At 45.8% G+C, this 17,436-nt stretch carries 17 protein-coding genes; 8 read left to right on the forward strand and 9 right to left on the reverse strand.

Annotation, left to right across the window (positions count from 1 at the left end; genetic code table 11):
* Window positions 1-356: 356 nt before the first annotated feature.
* The 4 genes from gabP to SB24_RS20200 all read left to right on the forward strand — a co-directional run bounded on the left by gabP (window position 357) and on the right by SB24_RS20200 (window position 4,060).
* Window positions 357-1,742, forward strand: a complete 1,386-nt coding sequence (gene gabP / locus SB24_RS06520) for a GABA permease (protein ID WP_007408881.1) — start codon at window positions 357-359, stop codon at window positions 1,740-1,742.
* A 108-nt stretch (window positions 1,743-1,850) separates the two neighbouring features.
* Window positions 1,851-3,389, forward strand: a complete 1,539-nt coding sequence (gene cotA / locus SB24_RS06525; protein WP_039252495.1) for an outer spore coat copper-dependent laccase CotA — start codon at window positions 1,851-1,853, stop codon at window positions 3,387-3,389.
* Between the two features lie 204 nt (window positions 3,390-3,593).
* Window positions 3,594-3,803: a cold-shock protein gene (locus SB24_RS06530; RefSeq protein ID WP_007408879.1), complete on the forward strand. Its 210-nt coding sequence runs from the start codon at window positions 3,594-3,596 to the stop codon at window positions 3,801-3,803.
* Window positions 3,804-3,901: 98 nt separating this feature from the next.
* Entirely contained in the window at window positions 3,902-4,060 is a 159-nt protein-coding gene (locus tag SB24_RS20200) for a hypothetical protein (protein ID WP_003155794.1), read from the forward strand.
* Window positions 4,061-4,091: 31 nt separating this feature from the next.
* On the opposite strand, the gene SB24_RS06540 is transcribed toward SB24_RS20200, so the two are convergent.
* Window positions 4,092-5,138 carry a TolB family protein gene (locus tag SB24_RS06540; RefSeq protein WP_039252501.1) on the reverse strand — a complete coding sequence of 349 codons (1,047 nt, stop codon included), beginning with the start codon at window positions 5,136-5,138 and terminating at the stop codon, window positions 4,092-4,094.
* A gap of 65 nt (window positions 5,139-5,203) precedes the next feature.
* On the reverse strand, window positions 5,204-5,572 hold the full coding sequence (locus tag SB24_RS06545; protein WP_007408877.1) for an RlpA-like double-psi beta-barrel domain-containing protein: 369 nt from the start codon (window positions 5,570-5,572) through the stop codon (window positions 5,204-5,206).
* 365 nt (window positions 5,573-5,937) lie between these two features.
* Here SB24_RS06545 and SB24_RS06550 point away from each other — a divergent pair, with 365 nt between their 5' ends.
* From SB24_RS06550 to SB24_RS06565, 4 genes are all read left to right on the forward strand, one after another.
* Entirely contained in the window at window positions 5,938-6,978 is a 1,041-nt protein-coding gene (locus SB24_RS06550) for a 2,3-butanediol dehydrogenase (protein WP_007408876.1), read from the forward strand.
* 187 nt (window positions 6,979-7,165) lie between these two features.
* A complete protein-coding gene (locus SB24_RS06555) occupies window positions 7,166-7,663 on the forward strand; it encodes an RNA polymerase sigma factor SigV (protein WP_003155802.1) in 498 nt (165 codons plus the stop codon).
* Complete coding sequence (gene rsiV, locus SB24_RS06560; protein ID WP_015416955.1) at window positions 7,663-8,523, forward strand: anti-sigma-V factor RsiV; 861 nt, start codon at window positions 7,663-7,665, stop codon at window positions 8,521-8,523. The genes SB24_RS06555 and rsiV overlap by 1 nt, the downstream gene beginning before the upstream one ends.
* A gap of 271 nt (window positions 8,524-8,794) precedes the next feature.
* Complete coding sequence (locus SB24_RS06565) at window positions 8,795-10,705, forward strand: acyltransferase family protein (RefSeq protein WP_039252506.1); 1,911 nt, start codon at window positions 8,795-8,797, stop codon at window positions 10,703-10,705.
* A 42-nt stretch (window positions 10,706-10,747) separates the two neighbouring features.
* Here SB24_RS06565 and SB24_RS06570 read toward each other — a convergent pair whose 3' ends face one another.
* The 7 genes from SB24_RS06570 to SB24_RS06600 form a co-directional block, all read right to left on the reverse strand.
* A complete protein-coding gene (locus SB24_RS06570) occupies window positions 10,748-11,752 on the reverse strand; it encodes an SPFH domain-containing protein (RefSeq protein ID WP_007408873.1) in 1,005 nt (334 codons plus the stop codon).
* A 25-nt stretch (window positions 11,753-11,777) separates the two neighbouring features.
* Window positions 11,778-12,539 (reverse strand): TPM domain-containing protein, encoded by a 762-nt coding sequence (locus SB24_RS06575; protein ID WP_039252509.1) that lies wholly within the window; start codon window positions 12,537-12,539, stop codon window positions 11,778-11,780.
* Entirely contained in the window at window positions 12,539-13,564 is a 1,026-nt protein-coding gene (locus tag SB24_RS06580; protein ID WP_033574942.1) for a TFIIB-type zinc ribbon-containing protein, read from the reverse strand. Before SB24_RS06580 ends, SB24_RS06575 begins: the two co-directional genes overlap by 1 nt.
* Window positions 13,565-13,614: 50 nt before the next feature.
* Window positions 13,615-14,301, reverse strand: coding sequence for a PspA/IM30 family protein (locus tag SB24_RS06585; protein WP_015416951.1), 687 nt, complete (start codon window positions 14,299-14,301; stop codon window positions 13,615-13,617).
* A gap of 115 nt (window positions 14,302-14,416) precedes the next feature.
* Window positions 14,417-14,734, reverse strand: a complete 318-nt coding sequence (locus SB24_RS06590; protein WP_015239299.1) for a YjdJ family protein — start codon at window positions 14,732-14,734, stop codon at window positions 14,417-14,419.
* Between the two features lie 232 nt (window positions 14,735-14,966).
* Window positions 14,967-15,929 (reverse strand): carbohydrate kinase family protein, encoded by a 963-nt coding sequence (locus tag SB24_RS06595; RefSeq protein WP_033574941.1) that lies wholly within the window; start codon window positions 15,927-15,929, stop codon window positions 14,967-14,969.
* 101 nt (window positions 15,930-16,030) lie between these two features.
* A complete protein-coding gene (locus tag SB24_RS06600) occupies window positions 16,031-17,407 on the reverse strand; it encodes an MFS transporter (RefSeq protein ID WP_031378835.1) in 1,377 nt (458 codons plus the stop codon).
* Window positions 17,408-17,436 lie beyond the last annotated feature (29 nt).

Consider the following 17,436-nt stretch of genomic DNA (forward strand, 5'->3'; position numbering starts at 1 on the left):
CTTCATTATCATACAAAGCGAGGACACAGTGGGTCTATAGAAACATGATTCACTTTCCACAGAAAAATAGTAAGCATAGAACATTTATGCACTCAGGAAACTTATTTTCATTCACAAAACCCCTCTCATCCCAATCGTATCAAGGATTCTCGCCAACCCACGTTCATGGAATTATTTTCAAAACCAATAAAACACAGAAATAACAGAAATTATTTCTTTTCCTTCCGGCACCTTCTGCTGTACGGATGAGAAAAAAATGTCATATTTTCTTACATCATTTTCAACTGTCTGTGGCATTTATGATAGAATAATACTTGTCGGAATATTCAGCATAAACAAACCAAAGGAGGCAAAGAATGAATCAGCCTAACTCTTTATCTAAGGGATTAAAAACCCGGCATATGACTATGATTTCAATTGCCGGCGTGATCGGCGCCGGATTATTTGTCGGAAGCGGATCCGTCATTCATTCCACCGGACCCGGAGCGATTGTCTCCTACGCTTTAGCAGGATTATTAGTGATTTTTATTATGAGAATGCTGGGGGAAATGTCCTCCGTCAACCCGACAAGCGGTTCGTTTTCACAGTACGCGCATGATGCCATCGGTCCTTGGGCCGGTTTTACGATCGGATGGCTGTATTGGTTTTTCTGGGTCATCGTCATTGCCATTGAAGCCATTGCAGGCGCCGGAATCATACAGTACTGGTTCCCGGGCATTCCGCTATGGCTGACGAGTCTGCTTCTGACCGTGCTGTTAACACTGACGAATATTTATTCAGTTAAATCGTTCGGCGAATTTGAATACTGGCTTTCCTTAGTGAAGGTAGCGACGATCGTTGTCTTCTTAATCGCGGGATTTGCATTCATTTTCGGAATCGTCCCCGGCAGCAAACCGGTCGGGCTGGAAAATCTGGCGGGCAGCGGCGGATTTTTCCCTAAAGGTCCAAGTTCCGTACTGCTCGGCATCGTCGTTGTCATTTTTTCTTTCATGGGATCTGAAATCGTCGCAATCGCAGCGGGAGAAACGTCAAATCCGGTCGAATCCGTCACAAAGGCGACCCGCTCAGTCGTTTGGCGGATCATTATTTTTTACGTCGGTTCCATTGCGGTTGTGGTCACACTGCTGCCGTGGGATTCAGCCAATATTTTGGAAAGCCCCTTCGTTGCCGTTTTGAGCCATATCGGGGTTCCCGCAGCCGCTCAAATCATGAATTTCATCGTCCTGACAGCCGTTCTGTCCTGCCTGAACTCCGGGCTTTATACGACGTCACGGATGCTGTATTCACTGGCAGAGCGAAATGAAGCGCCGCGGCGTTTTATGAAACTGAGCAAAAGAGGCGTACCGGTTCAAGCCATTATCGCCGGCACCTTTTTCTCCTATATTGCCGTTGTTATGAACTACTTTTCTCCCGACTCCGTATTTTTGTTCCTGGTCAATTCATCAGGGGCGATCGCACTGCTCGTCTATCTCGTCATCGCCGTCTCACATCTGAGAATGAGAAAGAAAATCGAACGGACAAACCCTGAATCTCTTAAAATCAAAATGTGGTTTTATCCGTACTTAACCTACCTGACGATCATCGCCATTTGCGCCATCTTGTTATCTATGCTGTTTATCAGTTCAATGCGGTCTGAATTTCTACTGACAGGATTTATTACTCTGCTGGTACTTGCCTCATATGTATTCCGCAAAAAACAAAAACCGAAAGAGAGCGCTTCCGAAAGCCGGATTGCGCAATAACCGCAAACACCCCCCTCAAAAAAGGGCGGGTGTTTTTTTAACCAACCTGTTCAAGGCAGCATTAACTGTAGTACAGGATTTCAATAAATGATAAGGACAGGATGAAAAATGGCTCTAGAAAAATTTGCAGATGAACTGCCGATTATCGAAACACTCCAGCCGCAGAAGAAATCAGACGGCAGCACGTATTATGAAGTCACCATGAAGGAATGCTTTCACAAGCTGCACCGCGATCTCCCGCCGACCCGGCTGTGGGGGTATAACGGTTTATTTCCGGGCCCCACGATCGACGTGAACCAAGATGAAAACGTCTATATTAAATGGATGAATGACCTTCCGGATAAGCATTTTCTGCCCGTGGATCATACCATTCACCATTCAGAAAGCGGCCATCAGGAACCCGATGTCAAAACCGTCGTCCATTTACACGGAGGAGCAACGCCGCCGGACAGCGACGGCTACCCGGAAGCATGGTTCACAAAGGATTTTAAGGAAACGGGTCCTTATTTTGAGAGAGAGGTATACCATTATCCAAACAAACAGCGCGGGGCTCTGTTATGGTATCACGATCACGCCATGGCGATTACGAGGCTCAATGTGTACGCCGGGCTTGCCGGGATGTATATCATTCGCGAGCGAAAAGAAAAGCAGCTGAAGCTTCCCTCCGGAGAGTATGACGTACCGCTTATGATTTTGGACCGCACATTAAATGACGACGGTTCCTTGTCTTACCCGAGCGGACCTGCTAACCCTTCCGAAACGCTGCCCGACCCTTCCATCGTCCCGTTTTTTTGCGGAAATACCATTCTCGTCAATGGTAAAGCGTGGCCGTATATGGAAGTTGAACCGCGGACATATCGTTTCCGTATCCTTAATGCCTCCAATACGAGAACATTTTCTCTCTCGCTCAATAACGGCGGGAAGTTTATTCAAATCGGTTCTGACGGCGGATTGCTTCCCCGCTCTGTCAAAACACAATCTATCAGCTTAGCCCCGGCAGAGCGGTATGATGTGCTCATCGATTTCTCCGCCTTTGACGGAGAACATATCATTTTAACGAACGGCACCGGCTGCGGGGGCGACGCCGATCCGGATACAGACGCCAATGTGATGCAATTCCGCGTCACAAAACCGCTGAAGGGAGCAGACACAAGCCGGAAGCCTAAATATCTTTCAACAATGCCTAATGTGACATCAAAGAGAATACACAATATCAGGACGCTTAAACTCACAAATACGCAAGACAAATACGGCCGGCCCGTTTTGACGCTGAATAACAAGCGATGGCATGATCCTGTGACAGAAGCGCCGAAGCTCGGCACAACGGAAATCTGGTCGATTATCAATCCGATGGGGGGAACCCATCCGATACACCTGCACCTTGTTTCCTTCCAAATCCTTGACCGGCGTCCTTTTGACTTAGAGCGTTATAACAAATTCGGCGACATTGTGTATACAGGCCCCGCCGTCCCGCCTCCTCCAAGTGAAAAAGGCTGGAAAGATACCGTGCAGGCGCACTCGGGAGAGGTCATCAGAATCGCGGCGACCTTCGCTCCTTACAGCGGACGCTACGTATGGCACTGTCATATTCTAGAACATGAAGATTACGACATGATGAGACCGATGGACGTCACGAATAAGCAGTAAACAAATATCCCCCCTTTTAGAGAAGGGGATTTTTTATTTATCCAAAAAGAAAAAATAAGAAGACACTTATTTGCATATACTGTAATAACAGGAAGACGATGCACCCTCATTGGAAATCTGGATAGAAAAAGGAATTAGGAGATTAGGAAAAAGTATGAGACAATGAAGGAGTGCACGAAAATTCATAAGGGAAGAAGTGACTTTATGTCTTACTACAACAAACGTAATCAGGAACCGCTGCCTAAAGAAGATGTCAGTACGTGGGAATGCACAAAAGAGGACTGTATCGGCTGGAGCAGAAAGAATTTTGCCGGCAGTGATACCCCGACTTGCCCCCTTTGCGGCAGTAAAATGATCGACGGCGTCCGTTCGTTGGTAAATCTCCAAAACAATAACCAAACGGCATCAAGTTAGACCTCCCTTTTACGAGTCTCAACATAGAGAAGGCCTCCATGTCTCATGAGAGGCCTTTGCGTTATCATGTCCTTTTATGATGCAAAGGAGCATTGAACATGAAAAACGATCGGCAGCAGAAAGATCTGAAGGAAATGGCAAAACGGCGGAAAATGAACCTTGCCGCACAGTCATTCATCGAAACGCTTCATTTTGCCGTTCCGATTCTCCGTTTTTTCAAATGGCTCGCCTCAGCCGCAGCCAGCTTTGTTCATTAAAAAACACCCAGCGGGCGCTGAGTGTTTTTTTTCATGATTGGATGACGGAAAAACTGTTGATAATGCCGTTGTCATTTTCCCAGACTTTTTCGCATTTTTTCGTATCCAAATGATAAGCATAAATGGTCCGGACCTTCGCATTCCGCCCCGTTTCATCCTTCAGACGCTTAGCGCCTTTTGCTTCCGCCATGAAATAAATGATGCTGCCGTCTTTAGAAAACTGAGGCTGGGCATCAATCAGCGGAGCGAAGTCCTTCCCGTTTGAGATAATCGTTTCATCTTTTTTCGTTTTGACATTCATCAGACGGATGGACGCTTTTTGTTCCATCCCTTTTTGTGTATAAGATGTAAAGACAAGGTTCTTTCCGTCCGGTGACACCGCCACGTCGCTGATAAACTGTTCAAGGTTTGTCAAATCCTGAAGGTGTTCGCCCGCTCCTGCTGCAAACCGGATATTCGTCGGTTCAGGGTCAATCCCCTTCTCATTTGCCTCATCCGTTTTTTGATAATCCTCTTTTACGGAATAATGCAGAAGCGCAAAATCGTTTTGGCTGCGGTTATAAAAGAAGCTGCTCACACTGTCGTCTTTCTCATCGGCGGCGGGATACAGATTTTCATAACGTTTCGTTTTCAAATCAAAAGATGCGAGACGGAAAATATCTTCATCCGCTTTTCCGAGACGGAAATAAATGTGCGTCAGATCCTTTGATAAAAACAGACTGTCAGCGCTTGCCGTTCCTTTATAAAGCACCGTCTTCTTTTTCGTCTTCAGATCAAGCTTATAGAGACGCATCTCATTTTGGTCATTATTCCCGACAAAATAGAGCACCTGATGGGCGTCATCCAGCGCAAACGCCGGATATGCCGAAAGCTTTTCCTCGTACAGCACGCGGCCGTCCTCGTAATATTTCGTCATCAGATCTTTGTCTGTAATGGAAACAAGCAGCTTGTCATGGCCGCCGGAGACAACGGCTTTCCCGCCGCCGTCGCTTTTTCCTTTAATCAGTAAAACGGACGCGATGACCGCCGCCGCCAAAACGGCAGCCAGCAACATCCAGATCCATCGTTTCTTCTTCATTATCAATCTCTCCGTCAATCAGAAAAAGCAAGAATCAGTGTCCTTGCTTTTTAAGATGGTCTATTTTAATAGCTGTAGTGTCCGGATACTCTTCCTTTGCTTAATGGATATCCGAGCGCTTTGAACGCTTTCGGGCTGACATCCAATACGGCATTCGGCAGACGGCCTACATCATTTTTGTATACGGTGATAACCTTTTTCGGTTTTGCTTTCGCATAAGCTCTGATTTTCGTTCCGTTTCTCGGAACGTCAAATCCTAATTTTGTCGCGCAATCCCAGTGTCCCAGTTTTTTACCGGAAGATCCTTTTTTACCGACTCCATTATACCATGTAATATTACCGTTCACTTTTTTAGCACTTGCATCAGAAGAGTAACTGATCGCTCCCAGCGTGCTTCCTGCTAAAATCAATAAGGCTAAGAATAACTTCTTCAAGCTTTCGTCCTCCTGATTCTTTATTCTAGGCAAAATTATACACCAAGAAGACGATTATAATATTTCAATCACTTTACATGTTCATTACAACGTGATGAGACATGCACATAACGACGGCACAATTACCTGTTCTATATAATTCCATGGTAAATTATACTACAAAATTTAATTCATTAGCGTTATAATATTCATAGAGTATTTCTGCATTCAATATGGACTTTTTATAAGGCCTATTGATAGTTGCATAATATGATATATTTTGAGAAAAATCAGGCTTTAGGAAGCAGGCACTTTATTCCTTTTAACCGTGGTTCATATTGATCATGTACCTATACTCGTTTCAATCAGACTAGGAGTGATAATCAATGAAAGCGGCAAGATGGCACAATCAAAAAGACATTCGAATCGAAAACATTGATGAACCTAAAGCAGAACCGGGTAAAGTCAAAATTAAAGTCAAATGGTGCGGGATTTGCGGAAGCGACCTTCATGAATATTTGGGAGGCCCGATCTTTATTCCGGTCGGCAAACCTCATCCGTTAACAAACGAAATGGCGCCCGTCACGATGGGTCACGAATTCTCAGGAGAAGTCGTTGAAGTGGGCGAAGGCGTCAAAAATTACAGCGTCGGCGACCGTGTCGTCGTGGAACCGATTTTTGCCACACACGGACATCAGGGAGCCTATAACCTTGATGAACAAATGGGATTCTTAGGCTTAGCCGGAGGCGGCGGCGGATTTTCTGAATATGTATCCGTTGACGAAGAATTGCTGTTTAAGCTTCCTGAAGAGCTTTCTTACGAACAGGGCGCACTTGTTGAGCCGTCAGCGGTAGCGCTTTACGCCGTCCGCCAAAGCAAATTAAAAGCGGGCGACAAGGCGGCAGTTTTTGGCTGCGGACCGATCGGGCTGCTTGTGATTGAAGCCCTGAAAGCGGCCGGCGCCACAGATATTTACGCGGTTGAACTTTCACCGGAACGTCAGGAAAAAGCGAAAGAACTCGGCGCTATCATCATTGATCCGTCAAAAACGGACGATGTCGTTGAAGAAATCGCTAAACGCACAAACGGCGGCGTTGATGTTTCTTATGAAGTAACAGGCGTTCCTGTCGTTCTCCGCCAGGCGATCCAGTCAACAAACATTGCCGGTGAAACGGTTATCGTCAGCATCTGGGAAAAAGGAGCGGAAATTCATCCGAACGATATCGTCATCAAAGAACGGACCGTAAAAGGCATTATCGGATACCGTGACATCTTCCCTTCCGTTCTTGCACTGATGAAAGAGGGGTACTTCTCAGCAGATAAGCTCGTCACGAAAAAAATCGTGCTCGACGATCTGATTGAAGAAGGCTTCGGTGCTTTAATCAAAGAGAAAAACCAAGTGAAAATCTTAGTCAAACCGAACTAAACCGTTCAGCTGAATATCAACACATCCGAAAAAGAGCCGTTCCGGCTCTTTTTTTTATCTCATCGTCTTTCCTTCCTTTTCCTTTTAAAAATGATCCCCTCTGCGCAAACTATTTTTCACCCTGTCCCGTCTATCCTTAGGCAGCAGCCTATGATACGTATTTTAAAAAAAGGAGCCCTTTGAAGCAATGAAGAACGAAACAGCCAAAGCGTCGCTTGTGACGTGCATAACTGAGCGCAAGGAAGACTTTTACCGGCTGGCGTACAGTTACGTAAAGAACAAGGATGACGCGTTAGATATTGTTCAAGAATCAATTCAAAAAGCGCTGACATCGGTCGAATCCGTCAAAAACCCCGATGTGATCAAAAGCTGGTTTTATAAAATTTTAGTGCGCACGGCCATTGATTTTCTCCGCAAACAGAAAAAACTGAAAGTGATGGACGATGAAACGATCGAGTTTTTAAGCCGCGGAAAGGAAGATCACTACAAAGACACAGACCTTCACGAAGCGCTTGATGACCTGCCGCATCAATATAAAACCATTATCATTCTGCGTTTCTTTGAAGACCTGAAATTAGAAGAAATCGCGGACATCACGGGGGAAAACATCAACACCGTCAAAACACGCCTTTACAGGGGGCTGAAGCTCATGCGCATTCAGCTGACGAAGGAGGATCTTTCTTAATGGAAAAGAGATTAGAACAATTAAGAGAAGAGTATAAAAGCGTACCCATTCCTAAGGAACTGGACAGCATTGTCGAAAAAGCCCTTCAGCAAAAACCGAAGAAAAAACGAATCGTGATGTGGCCGACATCCGCGGCAGTCGCTGCGGCCGTCTTATTTACCGCCGTTGTCAATATCAATCCGGATGCCGCACAAGCCATGTCTAAAATCCCCGTCATCGGCAAAGTCGTCCAAGCCATCACATTCACGGAGATGAAGGAAGAAAAGAACCAATCAAGCATTGATGTAAAAACGCCCGCTCTGTCCGGCCTTTCCGATCATAAACTCGAAGACAGCATCAACCGGCATTATATGAAAGAAAGCAAAGAGCTGTATCAGGAATTTATGAAGGCGACCTCAAAAAGCAAAAAAGGCCACCTCAGTATTTACAGCGATTATGAAACCGTTACTGACACAGCGGATTTGATCTCAATCCGCCGTGATATCGAAAAAACACAAGCTTCATCTTATACGCAAAGCCGTTACATCACGATTGATAAAAAGAATGAGGCCGTGCTTACGTTAAAGAGTTTATTTAAAGATGACCGTTATATTAAAGTCATCAGCGAAAATATTAAAGAACAAATGAAAAAACAGATGAAAGAAGATCCGAATAAAATATACTGGGTCGAAGATAATGATATGTCGGAGCCTTTTAAAGCCATCCGCGCCGACCAGAATTTTTATATTACAGATAAGCACAAACTTGTCATCTCATTTGATGAATACGAAGCGGCACCCGGATATATGGGCGTTACAGAGTTTACAATACCGACCTCCGTCATCTCCAAGCTGCTTGTCGGAGACCGCTACATCAGATAAAGAAAGAAAAAAATCCATGATATCCGCAGATCATGGATTTTTTCTTTCGTCCCGCAACAGCCAAGATGCACAAGGGACCCTTTTCATATAACAGACGCCGGACGGGGGCTGAAAAGTTTAAGAAAATCACAGCATTTCATTCATTTTTTCTGAAACAAAATCCCCTTCCGAATGCGTCTAATTAACGGAACAAATGGAAGACTGTACAGAAATCTGCCATAGCCATCCGCAAAACAGCGAGAATTTCCGCACACATTATTGGAGGAATACCATGTCAGACAAGTCACTGCATCACCGCTATATTCCCGGACTGGATGGACTTCGCGCCTTTGCCGTCCTCGCAGTTATCGCATATCATCTGAATTTTAACTGGGCCGACGGCGGTTTCATTGGTGTTGATATCTTTTTTGTTTTATCGGGGTATTTAATTACATCTATTATATTGCCTGCCCAAGGCAATGCCATCACCCTTGATTTGCGTGATTTTTGGGTGCGCCGGATCAGGCGGCTTCTGCCGGCGGCTTATCTCATGATTATCACGACGGTCATTTGGGTCGTATTGTTTAACAGCGAGCTCCTGCATACCGTACGCGGGGATGCGGTCTCCTCACTTTTTTACATAAGCAATTGGTGGTTTATCTTTCATCAGCTTTCTTATTTCGACAGCTTCGGCTCCCCTTCGCCATTAAAAAACCTTTGGTCGCTGGCGATTGAAGAACAGTTTTATATCATATGGCCCTTCCTGCTGCTTGCGGGAATGTACATATGTAAAACACGGGCCCGGCTTGCGGCCGCGGTCATGTTCCTCGCGTTATGTTCGGCAGTCGTAATGAGTATGATGTATGTGCCCGGCGGAGATCCGAGCCGCGTTTATTACGGGACGGATACCCGCTCATTTGAATTGCTGATCGGCTGCGCTTTAGCTTTAGTGTGGCCGATGAAACGATTATCTTCCAAACGGCTGCCGAGCAGCATGAAACACCTGCTTCACGGGACGGAGCTTGCGGCTTTTGCCGCGCTGCTGCTTTGCGTCTTTTACACGGATGAATATGAACCCTTCTTGTACAAGGGCGGCATGCTTTTGATCAGTATCACCGCAGCGGTTCTTGTCGCATGTTTATGCCATCCGAGCAGCTTTTTGGGACATGTTCTTTCATGGAAGCCGCTTCGCTGGATCGGAACGAGATCATACGGAATCTATCTTTGGCATTACCCGGTTATCGTACTGAGCACACCCGTGCAGGAAATCGGAAATCCGGTTTATTGGCACTGCGCCGTCAGAATCGGCGCCACTTTCATTCTTGCCGAGCTATCTTACCATTTCATTGAACAGCCGATCCGCACTGCGGGCTTCCGGCCATTTTTACGCCGCGTGTTTCTGAACCGCTTTTTGGAATGGAAGACGTCCTCTGTCATCAGCAGAATGTCGCTCGGCCTCATTCTTGCCGCCATTCTCGTATTTGCGGGCGGGCTGTCAGGAATAGCCGAAGAGAAAAAACAGCCGCAATGGACGTACGCGCAAAATGATCAGCAAGAAACGGCCGATCACGATCAGCCTGCAAAAGAAGATGACAGCAAGAAAAAACACAGCGGCGAAAAAACAGACACCGCGTCAGACACAAACAAGAAAGAACCAACAGACAAATCAAATACAAAGAAAAACGAAGAGAAAAAGGAACGGTCATCTCAAAAAACGGCTGATCCAAAACAAACACAGCCTCAGCAAGACGTGCTGGCTATCGGTGACTCGGTGATGCTGGACATTGCGTCATACCTGCGGCAGTCCCTCCCTCATGTCACCATCGACGGAAAGGTAGGAAGACAAGTCTCTCAAGCACTCCAGCTCACTTCGGAATATGCGTCATTTAATCAGCCGAACAAAGCGGTCATCATCGAGTTAGGGACGAACGGCTATTTCACAAACAGCCAAATTGAATCACTGATCAGCTCCTTTTCAAAAGCCGATATCTATCTTGTCAACACACGTGTGCCGCGGCAGTGGGAAAGCAAAGTAAACGAGTCATTGCGCCGGCAGGCCGAGTCACGGAAAAATGTGACGCTTGTCGATTGGCACGCAAAAGCATTGCAGCACCCTGAATACTTCACACCGGACGGCGTCCATCTCATACCTGAGGGATCAAAAGCGCTGACATCCCTCATCGTTCAAACAATGAAATCATGACAAGAAAAAGAGGCCCAAAAAAGGCCTCTTTTTCGTATATCGTCACGCAAGCTTCTGTCCGCAATTCGGGCAAAAATTCGCGCCTTCCGTTTTCGTTCCGCAGTTCGGACAGAATTTCGGCTTAGCCGCTCCTTCCGAGCCGTTCGCCGGTGCCGTCCCCTGATTCTGCTGACTTTGATTTTGCTGCGGCTGGTTCTGCTGATTTTGGTTCATTTGGTTCATCATTTGATTTGCCGCATTCATTCCCATCATCATGCCTGCCATGTCTGAGGCGGCGCCGCTTCCGCTCATTTTGCCGGATGACATTCCGTCCGTCATGGAAATCTGCTGATAGCGGTTCACATCGCCCACCATGCCGTAAGAAGCGTTTTTCGTAATCATATCCTGAACTTCCTGCGGATAATTAAAGCTCATAATATTGAAGCCCGTAATCGACATGCCGTCTCCGATCAGCTGCATATCAAGATCTTCTTGAATCCCTTTTCCTATTTCAAAGGAATTCGACTGCAGATTGAACATGTCTTTTCCTTCTCTGGTGATCCATTTCATCAAAAGCTGATCGAGAATAGACGTAATCCGGATTTTAATGTCCTCCACTAAATAGCTGTCTTTGACACCCGCAACCTTATCAATCAATCCGATGTAGTCAATGACCTTGAAGTTAAATGTGCCGTTTGCGCGGATCGGCATACCGCCCGGCATACCTGCCGCCGGAATGTTGATAGCGTTTTTTGTGCCCCACTTCACGGTGAACTCCTTCGTATTCACAAACAGCACTTCAGCCCGCATGCCGCTGTTAAAGCCAAACTTAAACCCTTTTAGTGTAGATAGAAACGGAATGATTTCTGATTCGATATCATAATCGCCGTCATCACGGAAAATCCCTTCAATCTTCCCGTTGTATAAAAAGATGGCATCCTGTCCCGGCCGGATGATCAGACGGCTGCCTTTTTTAATTTCACGGTTGTTCCATTTATAGAAAACCATGTCGTCTCTGAATTCTTCCCATTCCACCACATTTGCTAACTGATTTCTGAAAAAACCCATGTATGCTCAAATCCTTTACATATAATTAAAAACTTCCCTTGCTTCCGCTGTAACTCGTGCCGCCCCTCGTGACTCCGCCGTCATTGTCATTATCTTTATCAGGCTTTTTTTCCCTTGTAACGTCGGTTCGGATATATGTGTCGTGCTGGCTCAGCACTTCAGACGTATCGTGATTCATATACGTGCTGCCGGTGACGGTGACCTTGCCGCCGGAATTGTACACCATCACGGTGACGGCGATTCCGGCCGCGGCTGCGGCAATAATCAGCTGAAACCACCATGTGAGCAGCAGATTGTCAGACTTGTCGTCCGGGCTTTTCCCCATATCTTTATAAGCCATCTTGATGTAGGTCTGAAACGCCTTTTCATAATGGCCTGCGGAAATATCTGACGAGATCGTATTTCTGATCGTATTCAGCCGGCTGTTATTCAAATACGTCTCCGCCTTTTTATACCCGGAGATAAATACTTCCCGATTTTTCATATCAATGGTCAAAATCGCCGTGTTTCCGCTAAAATGACTGTCATAAAAATCACCGGCGTACTGCTCGATGTCCTTACCGCCCGTTCCGTTTGCGGTAAGAATGATAAAATCGGTATGGCGCTTTGCCCCGAGCTTCCCGGCCAATTCCTCAAGTTTCTTCGTTTCATCCTTCGTTAATAAATGAGCATTGTCATAAACATATTGCTTCTGTTCCGCGGCAGACGCCGATGTATGTAAACCAAAAGACAGCATCAGAAAAAGGACGAAGCAGAAGAGACACGCTTTTTTTATCGATACTTTCATCAAAAACCGCCTCCTATCATAAGTGAGACGAGTCTTAATGCTAAAAACGCACCGGCGGTTATGCCGCCGAACCACGCGGCCACTTTTCCGGCACTGATCGGCGGTTTGCCGACAACCTTGCCCGTCTGCCCGTTCATCGCAAAAATGTGTTCAGCCCGCTCATAGTCGTAGCTGACCATCCAGACCGGAAGCAGTACGTAAAAGCTGCTGATTTTATCGGTCTGAATCTGCTCATCCGTAATGTCAGCCGTCGTATATCCGGAGAAGGTGGATCTGATATAAGAATCAATATAATGGCTGATTTTATCCTTCGCCCGCGGAAAGAGATCGTCATCGGTATAATTGTACTTTTCCGCTATATATCCCGCTAAATAGGCCGTATTAAACTCCTTCAGCTCACTGTATGAGTAAGGCTCCAATTTGTCCATTAATTCATCATTCATTTTTTCTGAAGCGTCGACCGGAATTTTGAGATAATCAAGATTGATATCGCGGTACGCGTTGTAATACTCGGTCTCCGTCACCCGGTATTCTCCATCTTCATAGTGATGCACTCTCGTACAAACGGCATTGACCTGAACCTTGCTGTTTAAGTCAAACATCCAAAACGGCACGTACATGCCGGTTATGCTCTTCACCCGATCGGCAGTCATAAATCCTTTCGGTGTCAGACGGCCGTTTCGGCACCACTTTTTAAAAGCGCTCATGGCTTCTTCCTTGCTGATCGTAAAAGGGATCACCATCGAAGGCGCGAGATTTCCCGACAATCGGTCGGCGAGAACGGCGGCTCCTCCGCAAAACCCGCACGTCGTGGCCGTCGTTTCCGCCTCAGTCAATAATACCGCACCGCAATTCTCACACCGGTACTCATTCGCCTCATTTTCTGAAAATCTCGTCGTTATATACTCTTTTGGCAGGCTTTCAATCTGATCCTGCCGCCCGCAGCTGTGACATGTCAGCATGCCGGATGAACTGTCAAAGACCATATCATCGCCGCAGTTCGGGCATTTATAAGAAATGATCATTCTGTTTCTCTCACTTTCTCTTTATATCGGACAAAGCTGCAGCCCGCTGTCTATTGATCTTTACTGAAAAGCATTTTCTGCTTAAGCGCCGCCAATTCATCATCGACACTGCTTTGATTGCTGTCATATTTAGCCGTCAGCTCGTCAATATCGTCTTTCGGAGACGCGTTCAGCTCAGCCATCGCATTGGCATGATCAAGCGCTTGGTTGACCTTGTCTTCCATTCTGCCGAAAGCTGTCATCGATTGGCCCGCATTTGACACAGAGGACCCCAATTTGTTCATTCTCTCCTGCGTTTTTGCCACAGACCACTTCGCTTTGATGGCATTTCGGCGCGACTCAAGCTCTCCGATATCAGCGACAAGCTTGTCATGCATTTTGCGCATTTGAGACGCGTTGGAAGAAGCGAGCTGATAAGCCGTCTGCAGCTCGGTCAGTCTTGATTCAACAGCCGCTTTCCTTTCCAAAAATGTCCGCGCATCAGCTTCATTGCCGGCCTGCAATGCTTTCATCGCATAATTTTCCATCTTTTCGGCATCAGCCTGGCATTCTGTTAACGCTCTTTTCGCCCGCTGTTCCTCAGCCATGACAGAAGCCGTCTCCGCTTTCACTTTTCCTAAATCACTGTTCAGATTCCGCAAATATTGATCAACCATTTTTTCAGGGTTTTCAGCTTTATCCAGCAGCGCATTGATATTGCTTGACATGATGTCTTTAAATCTTCCTAAAATACTCATTTTTCATTTTCCTCCCAAAATTAAATAGTAACAAGTTCACAGTTATATATACTGATTTTTTTCAAAAAAAGTTTCATTTTCTCTTTAATTTATGTATTTTTATATGAAAATAGTCTCATTCAGCCCATTTGTGCCGGCGGAAATTCTTTATGACCAGATACAGTGAGAACAAAAAATAAACAAACAGCCCGATCATCAACCCGCTCACTAACGGATAATGTTTCGCCGCATACACAAAGAAATCAAGCTGCGAAATCTGTTCAGGACTTGTAATCGTATCCGTCCCATTCAAAAGCTTTGAAAATTTCGCCGTATCATTCCAATCAAACGAATCAGAAACAAGCTCACTCCCCTGATACCAATTGACAGCGGCGAGACAAAGAAAACAAAAAACAGAAAACGCGCATTGCACAATAAGAAAAACATGTTTCATGAAAAACATTCCTCCGCGGTTCAATATCATAGGCCGTCATACTATACATGACGGCAGCAGCAGAAACTTGGTTTTACTCAGAACTGATAAAAACGTGATTGTATGTACTTCACATCGGTTCAATTTACTGGATGCCTTTCTAAAGTATACCGTATATCGTAAAGAGTTTCAGACCTAAATAAAGAGGATGCTTCCCGAAGTCCGATGACTTTCAAGAAACATCCTCCATACTTTACAGTGATACTTCAACCTCTTTTAAACTCGGCAGAGCATCGATCGCACCGATTTTGGTGCACACGAGCGCCCCCACCTTATTGGCAAATGAGACAATATCACGCAGCTTCGCAAAATCTTCGGCTGCCGTCTGAATCTCATCCGTGCGCGCCAGTTGAAACAGCGCCGCGCCGACAAACGCATCTCCCGCTCCCGTTGAGTCTATTGATGTCACCGGAATGCTCGGAATGATGTCAATATCCTTCCCATTTGAAAGAAGGGTCCCGCTTTTCCCGAGTGTCACCGCCACAATACCGGCCCCGAGCTCATGAAGAACCGCAACACCTTCTTTATGATCCTTCGCACCGCTGATGATCTCAAGCTCTTCGTCACTGACTTTCACAAAATCACTTACGGCAACGGCTTTTTTTGCGGTGTTTATAAACTCTGAAACTCTTCCTTTCCATAAATCCTCACGGTAGTTAGGATCGAAGGAAATAAACTGTCCATTGTCTTTCGCAATCGACATCAGCCGTAAATAGGCTGAGCAAAACGGATCAGATAACAATGCCGTCGCTGATCCGAAATGAAGGATTTTCGCATCGTTTACCTTTTCCAGATCAATATCATCCAGAGTTAACAAAGCGTCCGCTCCTCTGTTAAACACAAAGTCGCGCTCCCCATTTTGTTTTAATGAAACAAACGCAAGCGTTGTAGGCGCTTTCTCATCCATGACGAGCATAGAGGTATCGACATGTGCGGCATCCAATGTCTGCTTCAGAAAATACCCGAACGGATCTTTGCCTGTTTTTCCGCTGAAAGCCGCGTCTCCGCCCAGCTTAGCAATCGCTGCCGACACATTCGCCGGTGCGCCGCCGGCACTTTTTAAGAAATTGCGCCCTTCCGTCAAATCAACATCCACATCGGTACAAAAGAAATCAATTAACAATTCCCCAATACAAATAACAGATTGGCTTCCCACATTATCACACTCATTTATCAATTCTCGATTATAGTTTCAGTATAGTGCTTTCTGTCATAAATACAACCGTATACATAGAATATTTTAAATTTTACGTATACTTATCTTGCAGCTCTTTGCTCCAGATCAGACATCATCTGCTGATATTTTTTTTCAGTTAAAGGATAAAAAGAAATAAGAATAATAGACAGCAGAATGAACAATCCCGGAATGAGCGCATTCATATTTTTAATCGCATTCAATGACGAGGCCGTCTGATCGGTATTCGCGGCATATCCGGCGATTCCGAGATAAACGGCCGAAAATGACCCGGCTAACGCAACTCCGAGCTTATTGATGAAACTCATACTCGAAATCACCACGCCATCAGCCCGGACTCCGGTTTTCCATTCCGCATAATCGACACAATCGGCAACCATTCCCCAAGCAAGCGTATTTAAAGGCGTTGTGAAAAATCCCGAAACGAAAAGCCAAAAGAAAATAAGCGGCAGCGAAGAATACGATGTAAACTGAAGGCCCGCATAAGAAATCAGCGATAGCGCCGCCGTGATGATCATAACCTGCTTCCGGCCCCGCTTCTCAGAAAAGAAAGGAATAAACAGATTGCTGATCAGCGCCGCGCCGAAAAATAATACAGTTCCTAAAAACACAAATTCCTTATGGCTGACGTTATACGTAAAATAGTACACCATCGTGCTGAGCTTAATGTTAAACCCAATCGCAAACGCCAAAAATGCAGAAACCAAAATGAGCAAAGGCTTGTTTCGGAACAAAACGGACAACGTCTTTTTCATTCCTTGTTTTTTTCTTTTTTCAGGCTGAATCCGCTCCCGTACAGTAAAGAAACTAAATAGATTCAAAACGATGCTGACAGCCGCATAGATGAGCGCCGTCATCTGAAATCCAAACGCCTGATCTTTCCCGCCGATGGCATCCGCAAGCGGTGTCGCACAGGAAATCGATAACAGAATTCCGATATAAACCAAAATCATCCGGGTCGTCGTCAGAACCGTCCGTTCCTCCACGGAATTCGTCATCCGCCCCGTTAAGCTGTTGACCGGAATCGTCTGCATGCTGAAGGACATCCCAAGCAGAATATAAGTGATGTACGCATAAACCATATTCCCCGTCTCGCCGAAATGAGGGGTCGTGAAGCATAAGAACGTAAATAGCGCAAAAGGAAACGCCACCCACAAAAGATACGGCCTTGCCTTTCCCCATCTTGTATTCGTCTTGTCTAAAATCACGCCCATAATCGGGTCAAAAACAGCGTCCAGCACCCTTACGATAAGAAACAAAGCTGCGATGACCGCAGGCTTAATGCCGCCGACGTCTGTATAGTAGAATAATAAGTATGCGTTTACAAACTGAAAGATAATATTGTACGACATATCGCCGAATCCGTAGCCGATCCGTTCCATCCAGGACAGGCCGCGATATTTCGTCTTTACTGCCGCTGCTTTTTCTGTTTCAATCATCATTTCCCACCCCAAGAATCCGTTTTCAT

This window comes from Bacillus sp. Pc3, from assembly GCF_000815145.1.
Classification (GTDB): Bacteria; Bacillota; Bacilli; order Bacillales; family Bacillaceae; genus Bacillus; species Bacillus velezensis.

Excerpts from the sequence above, each read along its gene's own strand:
- SB24_RS06550 (WP_007408876.1), top strand. The coding sequence starts at position 5,938 with ATGAAAGCGGCAAGATGGCACAATCAAAAAGACATTCGAATCGAAAAC.
- gabP (WP_007408881.1), top strand. The coding sequence starts at position 357 with ATGAATCAGCCTAACTCTTTATCTAAGGGATTAAAAACCCGGCATATG.
- SB24_RS06575 (WP_039252509.1), bottom strand. The coding sequence starts at position 12,539 with ATGAAAGTATCGATAAAAAAAGCGTGTCTCTTCTGCTTCGTCCTTTTT.
- SB24_RS06585 (WP_015416951.1), bottom strand. The coding sequence starts at position 14,301 with ATGAGTATTTTAGGAAGATTTAAAGACATCATGTCAAGCAATATCAAT.
- rsiV (WP_015416955.1), top strand. The coding sequence starts at position 7,663 with ATGGAAAAGAGATTAGAACAATTAAGAGAAGAGTATAAAAGCGTACCC.
- SB24_RS06590 (WP_015239299.1), bottom strand. The coding sequence starts at position 14,734 with ATGAAACATGTTTTTCTTATTGTGCAATGCGCGTTTTCTGTTTTTTGT.
- SB24_RS06530 (WP_007408879.1), top strand. The coding sequence starts at position 3,594 with ATGTCTTACTACAACAAACGTAATCAGGAACCGCTGCCTAAAGAAGAT.
- SB24_RS06565 (WP_039252506.1), top strand. The coding sequence starts at position 8,795 with ATGTCAGACAAGTCACTGCATCACCGCTATATTCCCGGACTGGATGGA.
- SB24_RS06570 (WP_007408873.1), bottom strand. The coding sequence starts at position 11,752 with ATGGGTTTTTTCAGAAATCAGTTAGCAAATGTGGTGGAATGGGAAGAA.
- SB24_RS06600 (WP_031378835.1), bottom strand. The coding sequence starts at position 17,407 with ATGATTGAAACAGAAAAAGCAGCGGCAGTAAAGACGAAATATCGCGGC.
- SB24_RS06580 (WP_033574942.1), bottom strand. The coding sequence starts at position 13,564 with ATGATCATTTCTTATAAATGCCCGAACTGCGGCGATGATATGGTCTTT.
- SB24_RS20200 (WP_003155794.1), top strand. The coding sequence starts at position 3,902 with ATGAAAAACGATCGGCAGCAGAAAGATCTGAAGGAAATGGCAAAACGG.
- cotA (WP_039252495.1), top strand. The coding sequence starts at position 1,851 with ATGGCTCTAGAAAAATTTGCAGATGAACTGCCGATTATCGAAACACTC.
- SB24_RS06555 (WP_003155802.1), top strand. The coding sequence starts at position 7,166 with ATGAAGAACGAAACAGCCAAAGCGTCGCTTGTGACGTGCATAACTGAG.
- SB24_RS06540 (WP_039252501.1), bottom strand. The coding sequence starts at position 5,138 with ATGAAGAAGAAACGATGGATCTGGATGTTGCTGGCTGCCGTTTTGGCG.